Source organism: Enterocloster alcoholdehydrogenati, from assembly GCF_013282095.1.
Lineage (GTDB): Bacteria > Bacillota > Clostridia > Lachnospirales > Lachnospiraceae > Enterocloster > Enterocloster alcoholdehydrogenati.
This window is the reverse complement of sequence record NZ_BLTJ01000011.1, coordinates 78,219-102,585: the sequence shown is the minus strand read 5'-3', so window position 1 is coordinate 102,585 and position 24,367 is coordinate 78,219. Positions and strand designations below refer to the sequence as shown.

The following is a 24,367-nucleotide window of genomic DNA, read 5'->3' as shown; positions in this document are numbered from 1 at the left end:
AGGTGGAACAATGGACTGGGATCAAAATGAAGAGCTGGTAGAACAAATCCTTCGTACCGGCATGTACGCAAAGCTGTATGATGAAGAAACAACATACGGGTACCTGACCTATTTAACCTACCGGGTGGAGGACACGCTGTTCACTTGGAAAAAGAAAAGCGATGTGGACGGGTTTTGGGCCGACCTCACATGGGAGGAATATATCTCCTTTTTGCGGCGAGAAAAAACATTGCTCCTGGCAGCTCAAAGGGTGCTGTTCAACACTGTGATGGCTTTCCCGGCCTCCGCATTTGACTTTACATTGTCAGAGGCAGAAGTGGACTTTCCCGTAGCGCGTTATGACAGCGCCGGGATGCTCCATATGGCAAAGCTCTATTCCTTCGAGAACTGTATCTCAATCGTAGAGTTTCTGATGTTCCGAGCAGAGAGGGCGTATTATCCGCTGTGGAAGAAACAGCGGGGACCCCACTACACATGGGAGCTTTATATCGTGGAACTGCTTCACAGCCGAAAGGAATTTGTAGACCCACTATCGAGGGCCTTCCGCAACGCGCTGGTTCAACTGGACTTTCTCCCGGCGTGGCAGATGATCTATCCGACTATTCAAGAGGATGCAGAAATAGAATAACATGAAAAGACCCCGCAGATTCGGTCTGCGGGGTCTTTCGCTCTCTTATTCTGAGCTCCCCTCTTGACAAATGAAAACCGTAGTGCTATATTCAAAACAGCGTTATAAAACATTGTTTTGAATGAGGAGGAATGGCAGTGGCAAAACAAAAGGTGGGCGTCTATGACCGGGTGCTGGAGTGCGCCAAGGAGGAGTTTTTGTCCAGGGGATTTCTGGACGCTTCCTTGCGTACCATCGCCCAGGAAGCGGAGACCAGCACCGGGTCAATCTACACCCGCTTTGGGGACAAAGAGGGGCTGTTCCGCGCCCTCGCGGAGCCGGTGGTGGATGAATTTAAGGCCATGTTCCGCAAGGTCCAGGAGGACTTTCACCAATTCCCGGAGGAGGAGCAGAGGGCCGAGATGGGCCAGTACACTGCCCGCCATCAGGAAGACCTGTTGGACTACATCTACGACCACTTTGATGTATTCCGCCTGCTGCTGGACGGGGCCCATGGTACCCGGTTTTCGCGCTTCCTGGACGAACTGGTGGACATCGAGGTGGAGTACACCTACAAGTACATGGAGGTCATCGGTTGCGAGAGCGTCAAATCCGGCCTGGTGACGGAGGAGTTCATCCATATCATCGTCACCGCCTACTTCAACGGCATGTTCGAGGTGGTGCGGCACAACATGGACCGCGCCGCCGCCCACCGCTATGTCAAGATGCTCAACCGCTACCACATGGCAGGTTTCGGCACCGTGTTTGACCCTCAGCCCTGACAAAAGAGGCTGTGCCCTTGGGTGCAGCCCTCCTGTTTGCACAAAAGTTAGCACTTACTAACCAAAAGGAGGAATTTATATCATGAAACAACAAAGCCCCATGCTCCGTTTGTGGGAGCTGGGAGAGGGACAGCAGGGCGGCCTGAAGCGGGCGGTCCTGTCCGCTGTGGTGGGGGTACTGTTTGGGATGCTCCCTTACTTCGCTGCGGCGCAGATCATCCTGGGCCTGCTGAAAGGGGAGCAGAGTATGCAATACTACCTGATATGGTGTGTTGTGGCGCTCGTGGGCTTCCTGCTCCGGGCCACCCTGTATTCCCTGGCCCTGTCCCAATCCCACAAGGCCACCTTTGCCATCCTGAAATCCATCCGGGAGCGGGTGCTGGAGAAGCTGCCAAAGATGCCTCTGGGTACGATTCTGGACACCTCCAGCGGCCAGATGAAGCAGATCATTGTGGACCAGGTGGAGAGCATGGAACGGCCCCTGGCCCATCTTCTGCCGGAGATGACCGCCAATGTGCTGGGGCCAGTGTGCATCCTGATCTACCTGTTCGTACTGGACTGGCGGATGGCCCTTTTAAGCCTGGTGTCCATCCCGGTGGGCATGGCTTTCATGATGGCGGTGATGGCTGGCTACGGCAAGCAGTATGAGGGCTCGGTCAAGACCACCCAGGCCATGAACAGCGCCATTGTGGAGTACATCGGCGGCATTGAGGTCATCAAGGCGTTCAACCAGGGCAAGCAGTCCTATGCCCGCTTCTCCGACAGCGTAAAGGCCAACGCCTCCTACTTCTACCACTGGATGAAGAGCTGCCAGATGCCGGTCTCTCTGGCCCGTGCCATCTCACCTACCACCATGATTACTATTCTGCCGGTGGGCTGGCTTCTCTACACCGGAGGGAGTCTGCCCATCGAGACCTTTATCACCACCATCGTCCTGTCCCTGGGCATTGCCGGGCCTCTGCTGGCCGCTATGGACTTTGTGGACAGCCTTGCCAAAGTGGGCACCATCGTGGGCTCGGTGGACGCCATCCTGAACGGGGCGGAGCAGGATCACGGGGAAGCGTCGGTGGAGTTCCGGGGCCGGGACATCAAGCTCTCCCATGTGTCTTTCGGCTACCACGCGGACAAGGAGGTGCTCCACGATGTGTCCCTCACCATTCCCGCCGGGAGCATGACCGCCTTTGTGGGGCCCTCTGGCTCGGGCAAGTCCACCATCGCCAAGCTGATCGCCGGCTTTTGGGATGTAACCTCCGGCTCCATCACCTTGGGCGGACAAGACTTGAAGCGGGTCCCACTGAAGCAGCTCTATGACCAGGTGGCCTTTGTCTCCCAGGACAACTACCTCTTTGACGAGAGCATCCGGGAAAATATCCGCATGGGTCGCCCGGCGGCCACCGACGCCGAGGTGGAGGCCGTGGCAAAGGCCGCCGGGTGCGACGCCTTTATCCGGGGCCTGGAACGCGGCTACGACACTGTGGTGGGCGGAGGCGGCGCCCATCTGTCCGGCGGCGAACGCCAGCGCATCGCCATCGCCCGGGCCATGCTCAAAGACGCGCCCATTGTGGTGCTGGACGAGGCGACCGCCTACATAGACCCCGAGAACGAAGCTGTTGTTCAGCAGGCCGTGGGTAAGCTGGTGGCGGGAAAGACCGTTCTGGTCATCGCCCACCGCCTCAGCACCATCACGGGAGCGGATCAGATCGTGGTAGTCAATGGCGGCCGCATCCAAGATGCGGGCACCCACGAAGAACTTTTGAAAAACTGCCCGCTGTATCAAGAGATGTGGCGGGCTCACATGGGCGCAAAGGAGGGAGAGCAGGCATGATCGGCGTTCTGAAAAAAATCTGGCACTTTGCCGGCGAGGAACAGGGCAATATCCGAAAGTCCATGATTTTAGGCTTCTTTTACGCGGTGTTCCACATGTTCCAGATCGCGGCCATCTATGTGGTGGTGCTGGCCCTGGTGGGCGGCTCCACAGACCCCGCCCCGGCATGGCAGGCGCTGGGGCTTCTGCTGGCCAGCATTCTGGGCCGGGCGGTCCTCAACCGCTTCAGCCAGCTCCAACAGACCCACGCCGGCTACTTCATGGTGGCGAATAAGCGTATCTCCATCGGCGACAAACTCAAGCGGGTCCCCATGGGCTATTTCAACGACCAGAGTTTGGGAGAGCTCACCGGCATCACCACCACCGTTCTGGACGAGGTGGAGAGCACCGGCCCTATGGTACTGGTTGGTATCCTGGGCGGCCTGATCAATTCTGCCGTCATGCTGCTGTGCATCCTGTTCTGGGACTGGCGGATCGGTCTGCTGGCCCTGGCGGGAATGCTGGTGTATCTGGCCCTCCTCTCCGGGATGGAGAAGCAGTCCGCCAAGATCGCCCCCAAGCGTCAGCGGGACGAGGCCCGGCTGGTGGAGGCGGTGCTGGAACAGCTCCAGGGCATGAGCGTCATCAAGTCCTTTAACCTGACCGGAAAGGGTGACAAGCGGGTGCGGCAGGCTCTGGAGGACAGCCGGGCGAACAATCTGGCGGTAGAGAAGCTGTTCACTCCCTATATCTGGGGCCAGGAGATGGTTCTCCACCTGTTCAGCGTTCTGATCCTGGCCGCGTCGGTGGGGCTGTGCCTGACAGGAGCCATGTCCCTCGCCAATGCGCTGATGGCGGTCATCGTCTCCTTCCTGATTTTCTCCCAGATCCAGTCCGCGGGCAGCGGCGTGTCCGCCCTGCGTCTGGTGGGCAGCTCCATCGACCATGCAAACCAGGTGGACGACATCCCGGAGATGGATCAGCGCGGCACGGTAATCCGTCCAGAGGACCACGAGATTGTATTCGACCATGTGAACTTCTCCTATGGAAGCCGCCCCATCCTCAAGGATGTGTCTCTGACCATCCCAGATCGAACGACCACCGCCATTGTAGGACCCTCCGGCTCGGGCAAGACCACTCTCTGCAACCTGATCGCCCGGTTTTGGGATGTGGACGGCGGCCGTGTGACCATCGGCGGCCGGGATGTGCGGGAGTACACGCTGGAGTCCCTGATGGAACAGGTGAGCATGGTGTTCCAGCGGGTGTACCTTTTTGCCGACACGGTGGAGAACAACATCAAGTTCGGCTGCCCGGACGCCACCCATGAGCAGGTGGTGGAGGCTGCAAAAAAGGCGTGCTGCCACGACTTTATCTCCGCCCTGCCGGATGGATATAATACGGTAATTGGCGAGGGAGGAGCCACGCTCTCTGGCGGAGAGAAGCAGCGCATCTCCATCGCCCGGTGTCTCTTGAAGGACGCGCCCATCGTCATCTTCGACGAGGCCACGGCCAATGTGGACCCCGAGAATGAGGATCAGCTCCAAAGGGCTATGGAAGCCCTGACGAGGGAGAAGACCGTGCTGATGATCGCCCACCGGCTCAAGACCGTGCGGGGTGCGGATCAGATTCTGGTGCTGGACCAGGGCAGCGTCGTCCAAAAGGGTACCCACGACGAACTGATCCAGCAGGCGGGCATCTACCGGGATTTCGTGTCCGAGCGCACGGAGTCCAGCCGATGGACACTTTGATTGATCGAAAAAGACAAAACTGCAGTACAGATATTTGCACTGTGATTTTTGGGTGGCTATGGCATTTGCAGCAAAAAAATCGCCATGCGCAGATATGGGGAACGCTATAAAGAAAGCGTGCAGTTCCAAAACTAAAGTGGAGCTGCACGCTTTCTATTCTACTTCTTTCCTACCTTCCTAAACTCTCCCGGTAACAGTCCAGTGCTCTTTCGGAACAGCTCCGCAAAGCGGCTGGAGGTAGAATAGCCCACAGTCTGCGCAATCTGTCCAATGGACAAATCAGTATTGGTGAGAAGGTACTCCGCTTGGCTCATGCGGCGCTGCTGGATGTACTCGGTGATGGTGCAGTCATAGACTTTTTTGAAACTGCTCTTGAGTTTTGTTGTCCCCATGCAGGCAATCTGGGTCAGACGCTCCATGGGAACTTCCGCGGCGTAATGGTCGCTCAGGTAGGTAGCGACTGTCTGAATATTCTCAATATCCTGGGTTGCCAGCCGCCCAGTGGCCGCCGGACGCTTTTTCTGATACTCCACCACCAGCGACAACGCTTCGGCTACCTTGCCCTCATAAAACAGTTTGGCGGCGATCCCATCTCCGCGGTAATTTTGAAGCTCTGTAAGGAGCCTGGACATTTCCGGGAAGTCTGTTGTCTGGTCGATCTTTCGGAATGCCTCCACCGGGTTGTGGTATTCGTCCGGATACTGCTTTTTGAGATAATCCTCATAGTAGGCGGGCATGATCTCAACGCCGATGGAGCGAATGGGAATATTTTTGTGGATCAGCACCCGGTAGGGCGAATAGCCGCCGATATAGGTTTTGATACACCCGGCGGACAGCCGGCGGTACGGAGCCAATTCATCGCCGGAGATGGAATCATAGCGGGTGATGCTCAAACACTCTGGCAGGGAGAATTCCAGCAGAGAGTCCTCGTGAAAGGAAAAGTTATGGATCTTGATGTCGTACAGATCCTTTTGCCCGTAGGTCCAGTAGGACCCCTCTCCGATTTCGGGCGATAACTTCCACGAGATGCCTAAAGAACCATACTGCTGATTATCCGGGTCGGGGATAAAACCGTGCCCTTTCAACAGCGGCGCATAGTATTGCTCAATGATTTCGGGCATGACAAAAGACTCGCCTCCTCTTTACAACGATTGGACGAACTTTTGAAACGAAAAGACGAACCTCGTTTCAAATCATTGAAAGCCGCCCCAATCGAGTGTATGTTATAGGTGACGGTTAGCGAACTCTAACCAAAGAGTAGCATATCACAAAGAAAAAGTCAACATGACGCAAAAACAGGAGGAGCAAAATGAGCAATCAAGTCAATTCACTGAAGAAGGGCCTTACGGTCAAGGACCTTGTGACAACGGGTATTTTCAGTGCCATCTTTTTTGTGTTTACCCTGGTCGGCGGACTTCCGTTCGCCCCGAATCCAGTCCTGACCTTCTATATGCCGATGGGGGCGGCGCTGCTGTGCGGCCCTATTTATCTGCTGATGGTGGCTAAAGTGCAGAAGCGGTGGAGCGTCACAATTCTCGGCATCATCATGGGGATCATCTGGTTTGCCACCGGAATGCACTGGGCATTTTCCCTGGGCTATATCGGGATGGGACTTATTGCGGACTTGGTAGCCGGCGCCGGTCACTACCGCAACAAGGCCATCAATCTGCTGTCCTATATGCTGATTTCCCTGGGAGGCATCTATACTTATGTGGTGTTCTTTCTTGACCCGGACGGCTGGGCCAGCACCATGCTGAAAAATGGTACGGAACAGTCCTACATCGACACCATGAACGCCTCCGCACCCTCCTGGCTCCTCGTGGTCATTATCGCCGGCACATTGGCGGTGGCGGCTTTCAGCGGCTGGGTCGGCGGCAAGATGCTGAAAAAGCAGTTTGAAAAGGCTGGGATCACCGCATGATGGGCGGAGCGTCATCCCGACGCGGGCTGTGGCTGGACCCCAGGACGAAGATATTGCTGCTGTTGTTCTGCATCCTTTCCGCTATGATGGCCCCATCCCTTTTCTATGAACTGGGCCTTGTGGTGCTGATCGGGCTGCTCGGCGTCTGCTTCGGGAAGTGGAAATATGCCTGGAAGGGTGTACTGTTCTATGCGCTGATTGTTCTGCTCACCCTCTGGATTATGGACACCATGACGGGCACCTGGCGCACCATGTTTATCGCCTTTTTGGGGCTGTTCCATAAGGTCTATCCCTGTGGGATGCTGTCCGGCATTGTCCTCTCTACCACGAAGGTCAGCGAATTCTTATCCGCCATGAACCGCATCCACGCACCGAAAAAGCTGGTGATCCCGCTGGCCGTCATGCTCCGCTATGTCCCCACCATCCAGGAGGACTGGCGGTTTATCAAGGACGCCATGCGGATGCGGGATGTGTCGCCGTCTCCCAAGGGACTGCTGACGCACCCGGCCATGACGGTGGAGTGCATTTATGTCCCGCTGATGATGGCGGCATCCAAGGCGGCGGATGAACTGTCCATTGCCTCCATTACCCGCGGGATCGAAAACCCGAAGCCCCGGACCTGTCTGGTGCAGATTCACATAGGGCCCGCAGATCTTCTGGCGGGCATCTGCTTCGCGGCGTACCTCGCTGTGGGGCTGTACTGGAAGGGGGTGTTCGGATGATTGAATTAAAGCATGTGTCGTTTGCCTACCAGGGGCAGGAGCATGACGGCCTGCACGACATCAATCTGACGATTGCGGACGGAGAGTGCGTCCTGTTCTGCGGCCGGAGCGGATGCGGCAAGACCACCATCACAAGGCTGGTCAACGGCCTGATCCCACAATTCTATGCGGGAGAATTGACGGGCAGCGTACTGGTGGATGGACAGGAGATCAGCAAGCTGCCCATGTACCAGATCGCTGCTAAAGTCGGCTCTGTGTTCCAAAACCCCAGGACGCAGTTTTTCAATGTGGACACGGACAGCGAAATCGCCTTTGGGATTGAAAACGAGACCCGGCCGCCCGTGGAGCTGGCGGAACGGGTGGAGCAGGCCACCGACGACCTGCATATCCGCCCGCTCCGAAACCGCAATATCTTTGAATTGTCCGGGGGCGAAAAGCAGAAGATCGCCTTCGCCTCGGTCTATGCCATGAATCCGGAGATTTACCTGCTGGATGAGCCGTCCTCCAATCTGGATATGACATCTATCCAGGAGTTAAAAGGCCATTTGCGGCTGCTTCAAAAGCAGGGCAAGACCATTCTGATCGCGGAGCACCGGCTCTATTATCTGATGGGTCTGGCGGACCGGATCGTGTACTTGGAGCAGGGCCGGATTGAGAAGATTTTTACGCCGGAAGAGTTCCGCGGATTACCAAGGGAGACCCGGGAACGCATGGGATTGCGGGCGGCGGATTTAGCGGAGGTGCGGCCTCCGCAAGTCCACCCGCCGGTATCTTCCCCTGTCCTGGAACTTCGGGATGTCACACTCCGGTATAAAAAGCGGACGGTCCTGCACCGCATCAGCCTTGCCGCCGCAAAGGGTGAGGTAATCGGCGTGGTGGGCCACAACGGGGCCGGGAAAACGACCTTTTCCCGCGCCCTGTGCGGGCTCCACAAGGACTGCGAGGGGCAGTTTCTGTGGGATGGACAGGCGATGGAGCGGAAGAACAGGCTGAAACGCTCCTACATGGTGATGCAGGATGTGAACTACGAATTATTTGCCGAGAGCGTGGAGGCGGAGTGCTCTTTCGGCATCCGCAATCCGGACTTGACCCTGGCCGCCTCAACTCTGGAGGAATTGGGGCTGGCTCCCTATCGGGAGCGCCACCCCAACACGCTGTCCGGTGGGCAGAAGCAGCGGGTGGCCGTAGCGGTCAGCATGATCTGCGGAAAAGACCTGCTGGTGTTTGACGAGCCTACCAGCGGTCTGGACTTTGACAGCATGACCCAGGTGGCGGGGCTGATCCGGCGGCTGTCTGAGCTGGGAAAGGTCATTTTCATTGTCACCCATGATTTTGAATTTGTCTGCCGTACCTGCTCCCGTGTCCTGCATTTTGACGAGGGCGAGATGCCCGGTGATATACCCGTTGTGATGGACGCCCTCCCGAAACTGAGAGAGCTGTTCTCTGTCAAGGTGAATGGCTCCGAAGGAGACAGAGAAGGTGGCCTGGGCCATTCAGATGGAAAGGAGAGGTAGTCTATGAAACAGAAAAAAACCAATCGTGTGGCCTTGCTGCTCCACTGGGCCGGAGAGCAAAAGGTATGGCTGTTCCTGGCCGTGCTTCTGGCGATGACCGGGGGCCTGTGCATTGTGGTGCCCTATATTGAAATTTACCGGCTGATGGACGCCGCCTTTGGCGGGACCTGTACCGAAGAACTGGTGGTGCGGGTCGTGGCTGCTGTGGCCGCGGCGGTGGTGCTCCGCTTTGTGCTGTTCGGGGCGTCTGGAGTGGTATCCCACAAGGGAGCCTACGGCGCGCTGTTCAAGGTGCGCTGCATGGTAGCGGAACACATGGCTAAGGTGCCGCTGGGGGCGCTGAACGAGCGGCGGACCGGAGACATCAAAACCGTACTGAATGAGGACATCGAGAAGCTGGAACTGTTTCTGGCCCACAACCTGCCGGATCTGGTGTGCTATCTGGTGGGGCCGGTGGTGGTTTTTGCCTACCTGATGACCGTCAATATCCCGCTGGCTCTGATTTCCTTGGTGCCGCTGGTGCTTGCGGTTGTGGTGATGGCGGTCATGTTCCGCAACACGGACGACCTGATGGACCGGGCCAACCGTTCCATCACCGCACTGAACTCGGTCATGATCGAGTATATCAGCGGCATGAAACTCATCAAGGCATATAACATGGGGAGCAAATCCTTCCAGAAATTCTCCTCCGCCATTCATGAGGAAAACGCCATGTGGAACGAGACCTCCCGCCGCATGGGACCACCCTACGCGGCCTTCGTGGTCATCATTGAGTGCGGAATGCTGCTCATGGTGCCGCTGGGCGGGATGTTTTTCCTGAAAGGCTCCCTGACGGCCAGCGCGTTCCTGCTGTTCATCTATGTGGGGTCCATGTACCTGACGGAGATCCGTCCGCTGCAGGAGCTGGGGACCAATTTCGCCAATGTGCTGAACGCGGTCACCAAAGCGAAGGAGATCCTGGATGTCCCCATCTATGAGGGCGGCACGGATTTCCCCCAATGCCATGATATTGAATTGCGGAATGTACGGTTTTCCTACGATGGCAAAACCGATGTGCTGCAAGGCGTCAATCTCAAGATCAGGGACGGAGAGAGGCTGGCCCTGGTGGGGCAGTCCGGCGCCGGCAAGAGCACCATAATCGAACTGATCTCCCGCTTCTATGATGTGCAGGAGGGCGAGGTGCTGATCGGCGGAAAAAATGTCAAGGAGTTGGACTACGACACCATCTTGAGCAATGTGGCTATCGTATTTCAAAAGACCTTCCTCACCCGTGACAGTGTACTGGAGAACATCCTCATGGGGAGCAGCGCCAGTCTGGAGCAAGTGAGGGCCGCCGCAAAGGAAGCCCAGATCGACGACTTCATCATGTCTCTGCCGGATGGCTACGATACCAAGGTGGGGAGCTTCGGCTCCCGGTTTTCAGGCGGAGAGAAGCAGCGGATCGCCATTGCCCGCGCCATTTTGAAAAATGCCCCGATCCTGATTTTAGATGAGGCCACCAGCGCCTCCGACCCGGAAAACCAGATGGAGATTGACAGGGCCATCCAAAATCTTTGTAAAGGCAAGACCGTCATTGTGGTTGCCCACCGCCTGAGCGCCCTGAAGATGTGTGAGCGGGTCGCAGTGGTGGAGGACCACACCATCACCTGTGTCGGCACCCATGAGGAAGTCCGCAGGGATAACGCTTACTACCGGAAAGCCTGGGAGGACTACGAAAAGGCCCGGAACATCACCTATCAGTTGGAAGGGGGGCGAGTAGAATGAGAGAACACGATGTCTTGAAAAAGAACAAAAATTTTTACATTGGCGTTGGGGGAACTGTTTTGGAGGGCCTGCTCTCCGGCAGCCTGTTCCTGTTGCTTTACTCGGTCATGCAGTTTTTGTGGGCGGGGCAGTTTGACCTGAACCGGGTGCTGATGCTGACCGGGGCGATTGCCGGCATCTTCCTGCTCCGTATCCTGATTTACAGCTATGGCTACACCAAAGCCCAGATCGGCGGCGCGGAAGTCAGCCAAAATATCCGGCTGTTTATGGGTGATCATCTCAAGCGTATCCCCCTATCCCGGTTTACCCAGGGGCAGACCGGCGACTACATCAACACCATCACCAGCGATGTCAATAACTATGAAAAGATCCTGACCCACAAAATCGGGGACCTGGCGAAAAACTTTGCCTTGTCCATCATGCTGATTGTGTTTGTCATGACGATCTATGTCCCCGCCGGGCTGATTCTGCTGGCGGCGGATCTGCTGCTGATTCCCGGTTTGTGGCTTTCTTTCCGTATGGTGAAGAAGTACGGCAAAGAAAAGAATGACATCTGTGCGGAGAATGTCAGCAGCATCGTGGAGTATGTATCCGGCATCCAGACCTTCCGGGCTTATGGCGTGGGCGGCTTGAAAAACAAGACGGTCATCAGCGCCATGCGGGACTTCTGCCGCATCAGCTTTGTATATGAGGCCAAGGTGCTCCCTGTGGGAGCCGGGCTGGGTATCCTGATCTGGCTGTCCTGCCCGCTGGTCATCTTAATCGCCTACGCACCGTGGGCAGCCGGGGCCATCGACACGGTTTCCTATCTGTTGGTCTGCATGTTGCCGCTGTTCTGTTCCAAACTTGCCAACGCCATTTTTGTGGACCTCACCAGTTACAAAAACCTGATGATCTCCAAAGGGAAGATCTTGGGCGTGATGGATGAGCCGGAGGAAAGCGGCAGTATGGAGGCGCTGCGGCCCGCTACCCATGAGATCATCTTTGACCATGTGGACTTTGCCTATGTTCCCGGAGAGCCGGTGCTGAAGCAGGCGTCCTTTACGGTGCCGGATCAGAAGCTGACCGCCATTGTGGGCGATTCCGGCTCCGGAAAATCCACCATCCTGAATTTGATTGCAAAATATTATGAGCCAGCCAGTGGCGTCATCTCCATCGGAGGGAAGCCCATCAATCATGTGGCGGCGGAGCGCGTGCTGGAGCAGGTTTCCATGGTAGATCAGGATGTGTTCCTCTTTGACGACACCATCCGGGACAACATCCGTCACGCCCGCCCCGGCGCATCAGACGCGGAGATTGAGGCAGCCTGCCGGGAGGCCAACTGTGACGGATTTATCCGCAGGATGGAAAAGGGCTATGATACCCCTACCGGCGAGAACGGCAATCTGCTCTCCGGAGGAGAGCGGCAGCGGCTTTCTATCGCTCGGGCCATTCTGAAAAACAGTCCCATCCTATTGCTGGACGAGGCTACCGCATCCCTGGACATTGAGAACGAGCTGGCGGTCAAGCAGGCCATCGCCAATCTGCTCAAGGAGAAAAAGACCGTGGTGATGATCGCCCATACCCTTTCCATCGTCAAGAATGCGGATCAGATCCTGGTAGTGGCGGACGGAACAATCAAGGAGTCCGGCACCCACGAGGAACTGCTGGCCGAGAACGGCAAATATGCGGCCATGTGGAACGCAGAACAAAAAATCACTGTATAAATGAGAGGTTGCGTCGATGAAAAAACTCCATGCGTCGGGCGAGGATTATCTGGAGGCCGTGCTGGTGCTCCAAAAGGAAAAGGGCATGGTACGCTCCGTGGATGTGTCCAGGCACCTTGATGTATCGAAACCCAGCGTGTGTCATGCGGTAGCTACCTTGAAAGAGGGCGGTTTTCTCACCATGGACGAAGACTCTTTCCTGCACCTGACCGATGTGGGCAGAGAGGTTGCCGAAAAAACTTATGAGAAGCACTGCTTTTTCACCCGTCTGCTGGTGGATGCAGGTGTAGAGCCAAAGACTGCCGAGCAGGATGCCTGCCGCATGGAGCACGCAATCAGCGATGACAGTTTTCAAAAAATTAAATCAGGGCTAAAGGACAAATAAAAAGTGGCCTGTCAGTCGAGGTTATTGGGGGTGATATAGTGGGAAAACTGTTCATATTATCGGTCGAAGAAGATGACCTTGAAACCGTTGAGAAAATCATGGCCTTCATAGAGTCAACAGAACTGGTCATGTGTACGGATCTTTCCTCTGCCCCTCTGCGCTACAAGGCTTTATGTATCGACGCTGCGTGCCGTCAAGTGTTTTGGCAGGGCAAATTCATAGAGCTGACCCCTATGGAGTTCGATGTATTTCATTTGCTTGTCCGGCGGCCCGGACGGGTATTTTCACAAAGGGAGATCTATGAGTTTGTTGCCCCTGATTCGTTTGACAGCAGTTGGACGGGAATCTCCAGCATCATTTACAAGCTGCGTCATAAACTGAACGCTGACCTTATCCAGACCGTGTATGGGAAGGGCTATAAATTCTTGCCGCCATGAGGATTATAGAAAAGAATGTTGGTAGATAGTACGAAACCATTCATTTATTGGAACTATGCAGAGTAAGGAATAAAAGTGTTATAAATCTGCGGTATGTTGGTGCATACCGCAGATTTTGCTATATCATAAATAGAGATTGGCGAGTTTTATTGAAGAATACAGTAGTTTATGTTACCATAGAGAGGTAAGTTAAGACTAACTTGATGGAGTGATGACAATGGAGAAGGTCAACTTCAATCCGGAATGGTATGGTGTACAGGCAAAAGTACTATCGAGAAGCGAAAGACAGCTGGTTGTGGATTATGGATGTAATGGGCGTGGTATCGTAAAAAATTATAGCTTGTTTGAGGGCATACAACTTTGCTTCCTCGATTTTGAAACGGATGAATCTATGAGGACCCAGAAGTTCAATCCAGATATCCTCCAGATTACTCACTGTCAAACCGGACGCTATGAATGTGAATTTGCCAATCATACTGTGGCATATTTGCCAACGGGCTATTTCAGCGTTGCAACCACAGCGCATTTGCCGACTTCGTTCTCTTTTCCCTTGGGGAAGTATTACGGCGTTAGCCTTGTCATAGATCGTCAGGCGCTTTCGGACGAAATACGCCGGATGATGCGGACAATTCCCATTGACCTTGATAAAATAGGGACAACACTTGGTCTTGAAACACAATGGTATGTCAGTGATACTCCACCGCAATTACGACACTTGTTTTCCGAATTATACACAGCCATTCAAACGGAGCCTGTCGGCTATTTCAAAATTAAGGCCATAGAGCTATTATACCACATGGATCAGTTGACACAGATTAGCGGGTGCGACTCAAAGTATTTTGATAAGAAACAGATTCAAGCAACAAAAGCTATTCGGGAGTATCTTATTTCCCATCTGGATGAAAAAGTTCCCTTGGAACAGTTGGCAAAAGAGGCGCACTTGAATCTGTCGGTGTTCCATCTGGTATTTTCCCACATATATGGGGACACTCCGTATGCCTACCTCAAAAAATACAAAATGAATTTAGCTGCCCAGTGGCTTTCGGAAAACAAGATGAAAATCGGTGATATTGCCTTGGAGCTTGGATATAGCAACGCAAGTAAATTTGCTAAAGCATTTCAATCTGTATATGGAATGCTGCCAAAAGACTACCGAAAAAATCGATAGTCATGTACAGGCGGCGTTTAACAGCGGTAGAGGTGTAGTCTCTACTAATTCATTGGTATCTTTGGGCTATTTTTGCCCGTGACGCATAGATATGGAGTAGCAGCCAATTTCAAAAGTTGATAGAATAAATGTCGCGGTTAGCAAGAACTAACTGCGACATTTTCTCTTTTAAGGAGGGTTCATGCTATGTCAAACGCAAAGTCGAAACAGGCAAAACCAAAGACGGGTTTGGCACGATGCATGGAATTGGCTTCTGACAGAAAGGGCCTTGTGTTCTTAGCCGCGGTTCTTTCGTCATTGGCAGCCATTGCTTCGTTTATCCCGTACATAGCGGTCTATTTTATGATCCGCTCAATTATCGGTGTTTTCCCGAACCTTGACCAGTTGGATATGGGGATGGTCATGAATTATGGCTGGCTGGCGCTCGCCGGGATCGTGGCAAATATCCTACTGTATTTTCTGGCTATTTTCAGCTCACACATGGCGGCATTTGGAACGCTGTACGAGTTGAAAGTTCTCTTTGCAGACCATATTACCAAAATCCCACTGGGGTATCACTTAACGATTGGCAGCGGCCGTCTGCGGAAAATCATGGATGAAAACATTGAAAGTGTGGAGGGCTTTATTGCTCACCAGTTTCCTGATTTTGTTGCCTCTATTACCGCCCCTATCGTCATGGTCATCATCCTGTTGGCTGTTGACTGGAGGTTTGGCCTTGCTTCCCTGGTCGGCATCATTCTTGCATTTGTCGCAGAGTTTATTGGCTTTGGCAGCGGTGAAATGAAGGAGAACATGGGCAAGTACCAAAAGGCTTTGGAAGAAATGAATAATGCCTCTGTGGAGTATGTCCGGGGAATGTCGGTAGTAAAGGCGTTCAATCAAACAGCATCTTCGTTCAAAAAACTCAAAGAGGCAATCACCGGCTATACGGAATGGGTCCTCAAGTTCTCTCTGGGCTGGCAGAATTGTATGCCTGCCTTTACCACAATCATCAATAATGTTTACCTGATTCTTGTTCCTGTGGGCATCCTGATTGGGTCCAGAACGGATGATTTTGCCGGATTTGCGATGACCTTTATCTTTTATCTGCTCTTTGTACCAGCAATTTCCGGCGTGCTGAACAAAATCATGTATATTTCAGAGTCGTTCATGCAGATCAACGGGAATGTGGCCAGGATGGACGAGATATTGAACATTCCAGAAATGCCGGAAACGGCTCATCCTAAGAAACCTGCTGGGGACGATGTTGTTTTCAATAATGTCAGCTTTTCCTACACGGGAGATAATTCTGAGAAAGCTCTGGAAAATGTATCTTTCTCGGCAAAGCAGGGACAGATCACAGCCATTGTCGGACCTTCCGGCGGCGGCAAAAGTACGATTGCCAATCTGATTTCCCGCTTTTGGGATGTGTCCTCCGGCAGCATTACCATCGGCGGTATAGATGTGCGCGATATGGCGGAGGATGACCTGATGCACCATGTCAGCTTTGTGTTCCAGGATATTTTCCTGTTCAAGCAGAGCATCTTGGATAATATCCGTATGGGCAATCCTTCGGCCAGCGAGGAACAAGTGATTGCGGCGGCGAAAGCAGCGCAGTGCCACGAGTTCATCTCCAAACTGCCCAACGGGTATCACACGGTGGTCGGCTCCAAAGGCATCCATCTCTCTGGCGGTGAGCGCCAGCGGATTGCTATTGCGCGGGCTATTATCAAGAACTCGCCTATCATCGTGCTGGATGAGGCAACGGCGTTCAGTGACCCGGAGAATGAATACCTGATCCAGAAAGCCTTTGAAAAGCTGATGCAGGGTAAGACAGTTATCATCATCGCACACCGCCTCTCCACGATCCGCAATGCAGATAAGATCATCGTCATGGAGAAAGGGCACTTGGTCGAAGAAGGAAAACATGACGAGCTGGTGGCCGCAAGCGGACGCTATGCACAAATGTGGAACCACTATACAGAAGCGATTGGCTGGAAAATCAGCGGAAAGGCGGTGCAACTATGAGCAGATTACAAAAAGCTCTCTTTTTGTCAGACAAGGGTTACGCAGATCTGAAAAAAGCAATCTTCGCCTGCACATTGACGAACCTGGCTATGCTTCTGCCGTTCTGTGTAACTGTTATGGTCTTCAGTGAAATTTTGACGCCCTTTGTCAGCGGTGACTCCATCCAGTGGAACCATATCTGGATGCTGTGGGGCGCAGGTATTGTTTCAGCCATCCTGGTATTTCTGGCCGCCAAAAACGATTACCGTAAAACCTATATTGCCTCATATAAAGAGTCGAACACGACCCGGCTGCGGATTGCGGAGCACCTTCGGAAACTCCCTATGAATTTCTTTAACACCAAGGATCTTTCTGAACTGACCACGAATATGATGGCGGATTGCAGCAGCATGGAGTCCCTGCTCAGCAGCACGATCCCTCCACTGATTGCAAACGGCATCACGGTGACCCTGACCTGTATCCTGCTGGCCTTCTTTGACTGGCGTCTTGCTCTGTGCGTATTCATCACGGTTCCGATTGCCTTCCTCATTATCTGGCTCAGCCGGAACCATCAAAAGAAGCTGTTTGAAAAGCAGGTTAATGCAAAACTGGCTGCCTCTGACCAGGTACAGGAATACCTGGAAGGTATGAAGATCATCAAGTCCTGCGGGCTGTCCGGCTCTCATTTCAGTGCGTTGGATAAAGCTCTGCTTGCTATGAAAAAGATTGCCATCAAAGTGGAAATGGCTGTCGGCGTGTTTATGTCCAGCGCCAGCATGATTTTGCAGGCAGGTATTGGCATTACAATCTTTGTCGGTGCTATTCTCCTGACCAGTGGACAAATTGAACTGCTGCCTTTGCTCATGTTTCTGCTGATGGTCACGCGGATTTATGGCCCTATTTTGGCAATCCTGGCGAATTTGTCCTCGCTACTGAATTTGAATGTAGTTACAAGTCGTATGCGTACCTTGCTCACCACTCCTGTGATGGACGGTGACGGGAAAATGGTTCCGAACTGCGATATTGAGCTTTCCCATGTGACTTTTGGCTACAATCAGGAAGATGTCATCAAAGATGTTTCCTGCAAAATTCCCCAAGGGAGCGTGACCGCCCTCGTTGGCCCGTCCGGTTCCGGTAAAAGCACGATTTCCAAACTGATTGCCCGGTTTTGGGATGTTCAACAGGGCAAGATCACCGTGGGCGGCAAAGACATCAAGAGTATGGAGCCGGAAAGCCTCATGTCTTATATGTCTTTCGTGTTCCAGGATGTGACCTTGTTCAATGATACGGTTATGAATAATATCCGTCTTGGCAATCCAAACGCAACAGACGATCAGGTAATTGCTGCTGCCAAAGCCGCCTATTGTGATGAATTTGTCCGGGAGATGCCGGATGGGTATCAGACGGTTCTCGGTGAAAACGGCAGCACCCTTTCCGGCGGTGAGCGCCAGCGTATTTCCATCGCCCGCGCATTACTAAAAAATGCGCCCATCATTCTGCTTGACGAGGCCACAGCATCCCTTGACCCAGAGAATGAAGTCCTGGTTCAAAAAGCGATTGCCAAACTGGTAGAAGGCAAGACGGTTATTATGATCGCCCACCGTCTCCGTACAGTTGTGGATGCGGATCAGATCATTGTTCTTGACAATGGACGACTGGTAGAACATGGAACGCACGATGAGTTGATGAAGAAGAATGGGCTGTATTATAAGTTGTTCCATATTCAGCAGGAAAGCCTTGGTTGGGCGGTATAACTTTGGGGGAAAAGCGTTGACTGGACTGGCTGTTCTACAATATGATAATCTGTGTATTGACCCAAACCAGCGTAGGGCCTTTGTGAGCGGGCGAGCGGTGGAGTTGACCACGATGGAATTCAATATCCTATATTATCTGGCCTTACACCCTGGCTGGACCTTTACCCGGGAGCAGCTTTACCGATATGCGATGCCCGATGACTTTGCTTCCGGCCTCGAAAGCGTCACCAGCCGGATCTACAAGATACGGAAGAAATTAAATATCAATGCGATTCAAACGGTATATGGATATGGTTATCGCTTTGAAAAGTAAGGGAACAAGCAAGAAAGCGGCCTTTGTATTATAGCAAGGGCCGTTTTCGATTTGTGCGGATAGGAAAACATCAATAATTCCAACCAAACGGAATAAAGTCGTCTAAACGGAATAGACAGGCAGGGAGGCCCTCGGTAAAATACATCGTGTGAGATGGACGCATGGCGTCCTATTTTTCACGAAGAAAGTTAGTGCAATCTAACCAAAAAGGAGAGAACATTATGTCTGAACCAGTCAAGGGCCGCGGGATGAGCGGCAAAGATGTCATTACCGTGGGGATTTTCTCCGCCATTTACTTTGTCATCAACTTTGCCTTTATGCTTCTGGGCGGGCTGCACCCGCTGCTTTGGATCTTGATGCCGGGCTTTATCGCTCTGTTTACCGGCATTCCATATCTCATGATGTGCGCCAAGGTGCAGAAGGTGGGCTCCGTCCTGCTGATGGGACTCATCACGGGCCTCATTTACTATGTCACCGGGCAATTCACCGTTGTGATCCTGGTATCCTTCGTTCTGGCCTGCGGCTTGGCTGAAATTACCCGTGTCATCACCCACTACCGGAGCATGGCCGGCAACCTGGTATCCTTTGTGCTGTTCTCTGTGGGCATGGTGGGCTCTCCGCTCCCGATCTGGCTGATGCGGGAGGACTTCCTGCGGCAGATCACAGAACAAGGGATGCCAGCGGACTATGTGAACACTCTGGCGGCCCTTTCCTCCAATGGGATGCTGATCGTTCTGTTCCTGGCTCCTGTTGTTGGAGCGGTCATCGGCGGCATCCTTGCCCGCGCCATGTTCCGCAAGCACTTTGAAAAGGCTGGCCTGGTGTAAGATGGGGAACGGGAAGAAATCGATCTTTGACCCGAGAGCTGGACTGTGGATTCTGATCGCCGCCAATATCATCGCGTTCAGCGACCATACTCTGTGGGTGGAACTGGCGCTGGTCGCTCTGCTGCTGGCACTGATGGTTGTCCACAGAAGATTTACAATGGCAGTCAAATGGGCTGTTGGATATTGCGCCCTGCTGGTCTTTCAACAGGTGATCCTGCCGGCGTCGCCTATGATCATCGCCACCAGTTTTACCATCTTTGCCACCTATACCCGCCGGATGTTCCCCTGCCTGATGACCGGATCGCTGATGTTGAAATGCACTCCTTTGCGCTACCTGATCGTAGGGCTGCGGCAGTTACATATTCCCCAGAAGCTGATCGTGGCTATATCCGTGACACTGCGGTACTTCCCCGCTATCCGGGAGGAGATCGGCCACATCCGGGACGCGATGAAGCTGCGGAATATCCGGGGGTTCAGCCGCTTGGAGTGTACGGTGATGCCCCTCATGGTGTCCGCTACGGAGACGGCGGAGGAGCTCTCCGCGGCGGCCGTGACCCGAGGAATCGAAAATCCAGCCCGAAAGACCAGCGCCGTGTCCTTGCGTCTAATGCCGGTGGACTTGATTGGGATGCTGTTGGTCCTGGCCTTGCTGATAGGCTCATTTGTGGTACAATAAGGGGGAGTGACAATGATAGGTTTGGAACAGGTTTCCTTTGGCTATGGAGAAAAACAGGAAACGCTTTCCCATGTCAGCGCCACTGTTGCCCGCGGAGAGTGCGTCCTGCTGTGCGGGGCCTCCGGCTGCGGAAAGACCACGGTGACGAAGCTGATCAACGGCCTGATCCCGGCTTTTACTCCCGGATGCCGTCTGGAAGGGCGGGTGATGGTAAATGGGCTTGCGCCGCGGGAAACACCCATGTATGAACTGGCCCAGCGGGTAGGCTCTGTGTTTCAAAATCCAAAGTCCCAGTTTTTTAATCTGGACACCGACAGCGAACTGGCCTTTGGGCTGGAAAATGAGGGCCGTCCGCCGGAAGAGATCCGCCGCCGCGTGGAGCAGGTCGCGGAAACACTGCACCTCCAGGAACTGCGCGGGAAAAACATCTTTTCTCTGTCCGGTGGGCAAAAGCAGCTTCTGGCCTTTGGCTCTGTTTATGCCATGGGCCCTGAAATCTATGTGCTGGACGAGCCGACAGCCAATCTGGATCGGGAGGCCATTGCCCGGCTCCACGACCAGATCGCCGCTTTGAAGCGGCAGGGCTGCACAATCGTGGTGGCGGAGCATCGCCTGTACTTTCTCACCGATCTCATCGACCGGGCGTTTTATCTTCGGAGCGGGGGGCTGGAGCGCGTCTTCACCGGGGAGCAGTTTCGCAGCCTGCCAGACCCGGAGCGGGAGGCCCTGGGGCTGCGTACCCTGACCCCGGCGGTATGCACGCTCCCCGCTGTGGAATCGGCCGGCAGCGAAGAAGGGCTGTCTGTGGAGGGCTTAACCTGCAGCTTTCGCAAAGGAGCTCCCGTGTTCCGGGATCTGTCCTTTTCCGCCCGCCCCGGCGAGGTGGTGGCAATCACCGGACCCAACGGCGTGGGCAAGACCACACTTTCCCGCTGCCTTTGCGGGCTGCTGAAAGAACAAGCGGGACAAATTCTGCTGAACGGAAAGCCTCTGGATCGAAAAGGCCGCCAGCGGTCGGCTTTCTGTGTCATGCAGGATGTAAACCATCAGCTGTTCTCCGACAGCGTGTGGGGAGAGTGCCGGATGTCTGCGCCGGAGGCATCTGACAATCAGATTTCGGAGGTGCTGGACAGCCTCCACCTGCTGTCCTTTCGGGAGCGGCATCCGATGTCCCTCTCCGGGGGACAGAAGCAGAGGCTGGCAGTAGCTACGGCCCTGCTGTCGGAGAAGCCGGTGCTGATTTTTGACGAGCCCACCAGCGGTTTGGACTATGCCCGTATGGTGGAGGTGTCCGGGGTGATCCGCAGTCTGGCAAGGCATGGGCGGATCGTTCTGGTGGTTACCCATGACCAAGAATTCATGCAGAGAGCCTGTGACCGGGTGCTGCGATTGTAAAAGGAGAAATTTCATGCTGGAGCAAGTAATGGCAGACAACGGATTCCCTGTCCCGCTGGTGGAGGGTGGAAACTGCCGGGTCTTTCAGTTTCACAGCGGTACCGGAGAGGGGATCATGACACAATACGATCTGTTCCCCGGCGTATCCCTGATGTACAACGATTTCCATATGGAGAGCTATGATTCCGCGTTCCGTACAACGGAGGATCTGCTGTGCATTGATTACTGCCGCCAGGGGCGCATGGAGTACCCTGCCGGCCCGGATGCGTACTCCTATGTAGAGGCGGGCGACCTGAAGCTGGACCGGCGGCTGGAGCACCAGGGCCATTTTACCTTCCCCCTTGCCCATTATCACGGGATCACCGTTGGCTTTGCGCTCCCCCAGGCCGCCCAATCGCTGAAGGAGTGGATACGGGAATTTCCGGTGGATCTGGCCCGGCTCCAGAATAAATTCTGCTCCAGTCGCCATCCCAAGGTGCTCCATGGGGCGCCCTCCATCGATCACATTTTTCAGGAGCTCTACGCGGTGCCGGAGCAGATCAAGATTCCTTATTTCCGCATCAAAGTACTGGAATTGCTCCTGTATCTGGACGCGCTGGAACTGCCAAAGGATGCGGAAAAGCCTTACTTCTATAAATCCCAGGTGGAAAAAGTGAAGGCTATCCATCGGTTATTGACGGGGGAGCTGGAACGCCACTATACGATTGCGGAATTGTCCGAACGGTTTTCTGTCCCTGCTACGGCGCTGAAGGAGTGCTTCAAGTCGATTTATGGGCAACCCATCAACACCTATATGCGTAATTTCCGCATGGACCAGGCCGCGCTTCTGCTCCAGCAGGAGCCTCAAATGGGAGTGGCAGAGATCGCCGGCCGGGTAGGTTATGACAGCTCCAGCAAATTTGCCGCCGCATTCAGGGAAGTCAAGGGCAAGACGCCCCTGGAGTACCGGCGGGAAAGCCAATAAATTTTTCCGTCCAAACAGGACCAGACCGGCAGGACGGAGCGGACAGAGCGGTAAGAATCCCTTATAATCGTTGTAGTTAGTGTAAGCAAACTACAACGATTTTTTTTGAGAGGAGTATTGCACATGAAGGAACGAACTTGGCTCGGTATCCTGCTCTCCTTCGCCGCACCCTGCCGGGGGAAGATGGCCGGGTCTGTGGTACTGGCTATTCTCAGTGTGGCCGAGGGCTTCGTACCGTATCTCGGCGTTTATCAGATCATCCGGCTCTTTCTGGAGCGTCAGGCAGACTGGGAGGGCATTGTATTTTGGTGCGGCGTGTGTCTGGCCGGCTATGCCGTCAAGGTGGCGGGATATGCCCTGTCCACCATGCTGGCCCATGTATCCGCCTACACGATTTTGGAGGGCCTGCGCCTTCAGGTGGCGGACCGGCTGATGGGGGCGCCGCTGGGCGAGGTGGAAAGCCGGCCCATTGGCTCCATGAAAAGCACCATCGTGGACCGTATTGAAGATGTGGAGCCGCCTCTGGCTCACATGATCCCGGAACTCAGTTCCAATCTTCTGCTGCCTCTGGTCGTGGTCATCGCCATGTTCGCCATCGACTGGCGGATGGGCCTCGCCCTGCTGGTGACCATCCCGGTGGCGCTCATCCCCATGACCTTCGGGATGCGGACCTATAACAAGAATTACGCCGCCTACATGGAGGCCAACGCCCATGTGAACAGCGTGATCGTGGAATATGTAGAGGGCATTCAGGTGGTGAAGGCGTTCAGCCAGGGGGAGCGATCCTATCAGAAATTCGCCCAGGCGGTGGCCTCCTTCCGGGACTTCACCATGGGATGGTTCCGCTGCACCTGGGCCTCCATGAATCTGTGCCTGTCCATTCTGCCGACCACCCTGCTGGGGACCCTGCCGGCGGGCGTCGCGCTCTATCAGGCGGGGATACTGGACCCGGCCCAAGTGACGCTCTGCCTGATGCTGGCCCTGGGAATCGTGTCCCCCCTGATGAGCGCCACCGCCTTCATCAACTCCATGAAAAGTATGCAGTTTGCAGTAAAGGACACCCGTGAACTGCTGAATTTGCCCCAGCTCACGCAGGCGGAGCAGAATGTCCATCTGGAAGGCAGCGGCATCCAGATGCGGGATGTATCTTTTTCCTATGGCGGGACAGAGGGCAAGGAGGTGCTTCGCCATCTGAACCTGACCATCCCACAGGGAAAATTCACCGCCCTGGTGGGGCCGTCGGGCGGCGGAAAGTCTACCATCGCCCGGCTGACCGCCCGGTTTTGGGATGTGACGGGAGGCTCCATCACCCTGGGCGGACAGGACATCCGCAAGCTCCCGCTGAAGCAGCTCTCCCAGTCCATCAGTTTCGTCACGCAGGACAACTTCCTCTTTGACTGCTCCCTGAAAGAGAACATCCGGCTGGGGCGTCCGGGGGCCTCGGACGAGGAGGTGCTGGCGGCTGCTCAGGCGGCCCAGTGCGAAGAATTTATCGGCCGGCTGGAGCATGGCTGGGATACGACGGCCGGAGACGCGGGCAAGCAGCTCTCCGGCGGGGAGCGTCAGCGCATCGCCATCGCCCGCGCCATTTTGAAGGACGCCCCCATTGTGATTTTGGACGAGGCGACCGCCTTCACTGATCCCGAGAATGAGGACAAAATCCAACGCTCCATTATGGCGCTTTCCAGGGGGAAAACGCTTCTGGTCATCGCCCACCGGCTCTCCACCATCCAGAACGCGGACCAGATCGTGGTGCTGGAGAAAGGGAGCGTTGCAGACTGTGGCACACAGGAAGAACTGCTGGGCCGCTGCCCGCTGTATCAGACCCTTTGGACGGCCCATGTGGGGGCACGAAACTGGGCGGTCACATCCGGCAAAAAGGAGGGGAATTGAG

Annotated in this window: 21 protein-coding genes; 20 read left to right on the top strand and 1 reads right to left on the bottom strand. The window is 54.6% G+C overall.

From position 1 onward, the window contains the following. The first annotated feature begins 10 nt into the window (after positions 1-10). The 4 genes from HW447_RS13250 to HW447_RS13235 all read left to right on the top strand — a co-directional run bounded on the left by HW447_RS13250 (position 11) and on the right by HW447_RS13235 (position 4,941). Complete coding sequence (locus tag HW447_RS13250; RefSeq protein WP_024729812.1) at positions 11-628, top strand: hypothetical protein; 618 nt, start codon at positions 11-13, stop codon at positions 626-628. Positions 629-765: 137 nt separating this feature from the next. Then, entirely contained in the window at positions 766-1,389 is a 624-nt protein-coding gene (locus HW447_RS13245; RefSeq protein WP_024729813.1) for a TetR/AcrR family transcriptional regulator, read from the top strand. Positions 1,390-1,471: 82 nt separating this feature from the next. Continuing rightward, positions 1,472-3,214 (top strand): ABC transporter ATP-binding protein, encoded by a 1,743-nt coding sequence (locus tag HW447_RS13240; protein WP_176255653.1) that lies wholly within the window; start codon positions 1,472-1,474, stop codon positions 3,212-3,214. After that, the gene (locus tag HW447_RS13235; RefSeq protein ID WP_024738470.1) at positions 3,211-4,941 is read left to right on the top strand and encodes an ABC transporter ATP-binding protein; all 1,731 of its coding nucleotides are present in this window, start codon (positions 3,211-3,213) and stop codon (positions 4,939-4,941) included. The genes HW447_RS13240 and HW447_RS13235 overlap by 4 nt, the downstream gene beginning before the upstream one ends. Before the next feature lie 158 nt (positions 4,942-5,099). On the opposite strand, the gene HW447_RS13230 is transcribed toward HW447_RS13235, so the two are convergent. Next, a complete protein-coding gene (locus tag HW447_RS13230; RefSeq protein WP_024729814.1) occupies positions 5,100-6,062 on the bottom strand; it encodes an AraC family transcriptional regulator in 963 nt (320 codons plus the stop codon). A 188-nt stretch (positions 6,063-6,250) separates the two neighbouring features. Between HW447_RS13230 and HW447_RS13225 the strand changes: the two genes are divergently transcribed. The 16 genes from HW447_RS13225 (at position 6,251) to HW447_RS13150 (ending at position 24,366) form a co-directional block, all read left to right on the top strand. Beyond that, positions 6,251-6,862, top strand: coding sequence for an MptD family putative ECF transporter S component (locus tag HW447_RS13225; RefSeq protein ID WP_024738469.1), 612 nt, complete (start codon positions 6,251-6,253; stop codon positions 6,860-6,862). Beyond that, complete coding sequence (locus HW447_RS13220; protein WP_024729815.1) at positions 6,862-7,584, top strand: energy-coupling factor transporter transmembrane component T; 723 nt, start codon at positions 6,862-6,864, stop codon at positions 7,582-7,584. Before HW447_RS13225 ends, HW447_RS13220 begins: the two co-directional genes overlap by 1 nt. Continuing rightward, positions 7,581-9,098, top strand: coding sequence for an ABC transporter ATP-binding protein (locus tag HW447_RS13215; RefSeq protein WP_024729816.1), 1,518 nt, complete (start codon positions 7,581-7,583; stop codon positions 9,096-9,098). Before HW447_RS13220 ends, HW447_RS13215 begins: the two co-directional genes overlap by 4 nt. 3 nt (positions 9,099-9,101) lie before the next feature. After that, complete coding sequence (locus HW447_RS13210; protein WP_024729817.1) at positions 9,102-10,862, top strand: ABC transporter ATP-binding protein; 1,761 nt, start codon at positions 9,102-9,104, stop codon at positions 10,860-10,862. Next, positions 10,859-12,568 (top strand): ABC transporter ATP-binding protein, encoded by a 1,710-nt coding sequence (locus HW447_RS13205; RefSeq protein ID WP_024729818.1) that lies wholly within the window; start codon positions 10,859-10,861, stop codon positions 12,566-12,568. Before HW447_RS13210 ends, HW447_RS13205 begins: the two co-directional genes overlap by 4 nt. A gap of 16 nt (positions 12,569-12,584) precedes the next feature. After that, a complete protein-coding gene (locus tag HW447_RS13200; RefSeq protein WP_024729819.1) occupies positions 12,585-12,953 on the top strand; it encodes a metal-dependent transcriptional regulator in 369 nt (122 codons plus the stop codon). A gap of 38 nt (positions 12,954-12,991) precedes the next feature. Next, positions 12,992-13,390 (top strand): winged helix-turn-helix domain-containing protein, encoded by a 399-nt coding sequence (locus HW447_RS13195; RefSeq protein ID WP_024729820.1) that lies wholly within the window; start codon positions 12,992-12,994, stop codon positions 13,388-13,390. A 217-nt stretch (positions 13,391-13,607) separates the two neighbouring features. Then, the gene (locus HW447_RS13190) at positions 13,608-14,558 is read left to right on the top strand and encodes a helix-turn-helix domain-containing protein (protein WP_024729821.1); all 951 of its coding nucleotides are present in this window, start codon (positions 13,608-13,610) and stop codon (positions 14,556-14,558) included. A gap of 186 nt (positions 14,559-14,744) precedes the next feature. After that, the gene (locus HW447_RS13185) at positions 14,745-16,565 is read left to right on the top strand and encodes an ABC transporter ATP-binding protein (protein ID WP_024729822.1); all 1,821 of its coding nucleotides are present in this window, start codon (positions 14,745-14,747) and stop codon (positions 16,563-16,565) included. Beyond that, a complete protein-coding gene (locus HW447_RS13180; protein ID WP_024729823.1) occupies positions 16,562-18,298 on the top strand; it encodes an ABC transporter ATP-binding protein in 1,737 nt (578 codons plus the stop codon). The genes HW447_RS13185 and HW447_RS13180 overlap by 4 nt, the downstream gene beginning before the upstream one ends. Then, on the top strand, positions 18,240-18,611 hold the full coding sequence (locus HW447_RS18145) for a winged helix-turn-helix domain-containing protein (protein ID WP_256174533.1): 372 nt from the start codon (positions 18,240-18,242) through the stop codon (positions 18,609-18,611). The genes HW447_RS13180 and HW447_RS18145 overlap by 59 nt, the downstream gene beginning before the upstream one ends. Positions 18,612-18,832: 221 nt before the next feature. Next, on the top strand, positions 18,833-19,438 hold the full coding sequence (locus tag HW447_RS13170) for an MptD family putative ECF transporter S component (RefSeq protein WP_024729825.1): 606 nt from the start codon (positions 18,833-18,835) through the stop codon (positions 19,436-19,438). A gap of 1 nt (position 19,439) precedes the next feature. Beyond that, complete coding sequence (locus HW447_RS13165) at positions 19,440-20,114, top strand: energy-coupling factor transporter transmembrane component T (protein ID WP_024729826.1); 675 nt, start codon at positions 19,440-19,442, stop codon at positions 20,112-20,114. 12 nt (positions 20,115-20,126) lie between these two features. Beyond that, positions 20,127-21,509 (top strand): ABC transporter ATP-binding protein, encoded by a 1,383-nt coding sequence (locus HW447_RS13160; protein WP_024729827.1) that lies wholly within the window; start codon positions 20,127-20,129, stop codon positions 21,507-21,509. A 13-nt stretch (positions 21,510-21,522) separates the two neighbouring features. Beyond that, positions 21,523-22,473 (top strand): helix-turn-helix domain-containing protein, encoded by a 951-nt coding sequence (locus HW447_RS13155; protein ID WP_024729828.1) that lies wholly within the window; start codon positions 21,523-21,525, stop codon positions 22,471-22,473. A gap of 123 nt (positions 22,474-22,596) precedes the next feature. Next, positions 22,597-24,366: an ABC transporter ATP-binding protein gene (locus HW447_RS13150; protein WP_176255652.1), complete on the top strand. Its 1,770-nt coding sequence runs from the start codon at positions 22,597-22,599 to the stop codon at positions 24,364-24,366. Position 24,367: the final 1 nt, after the last annotated feature.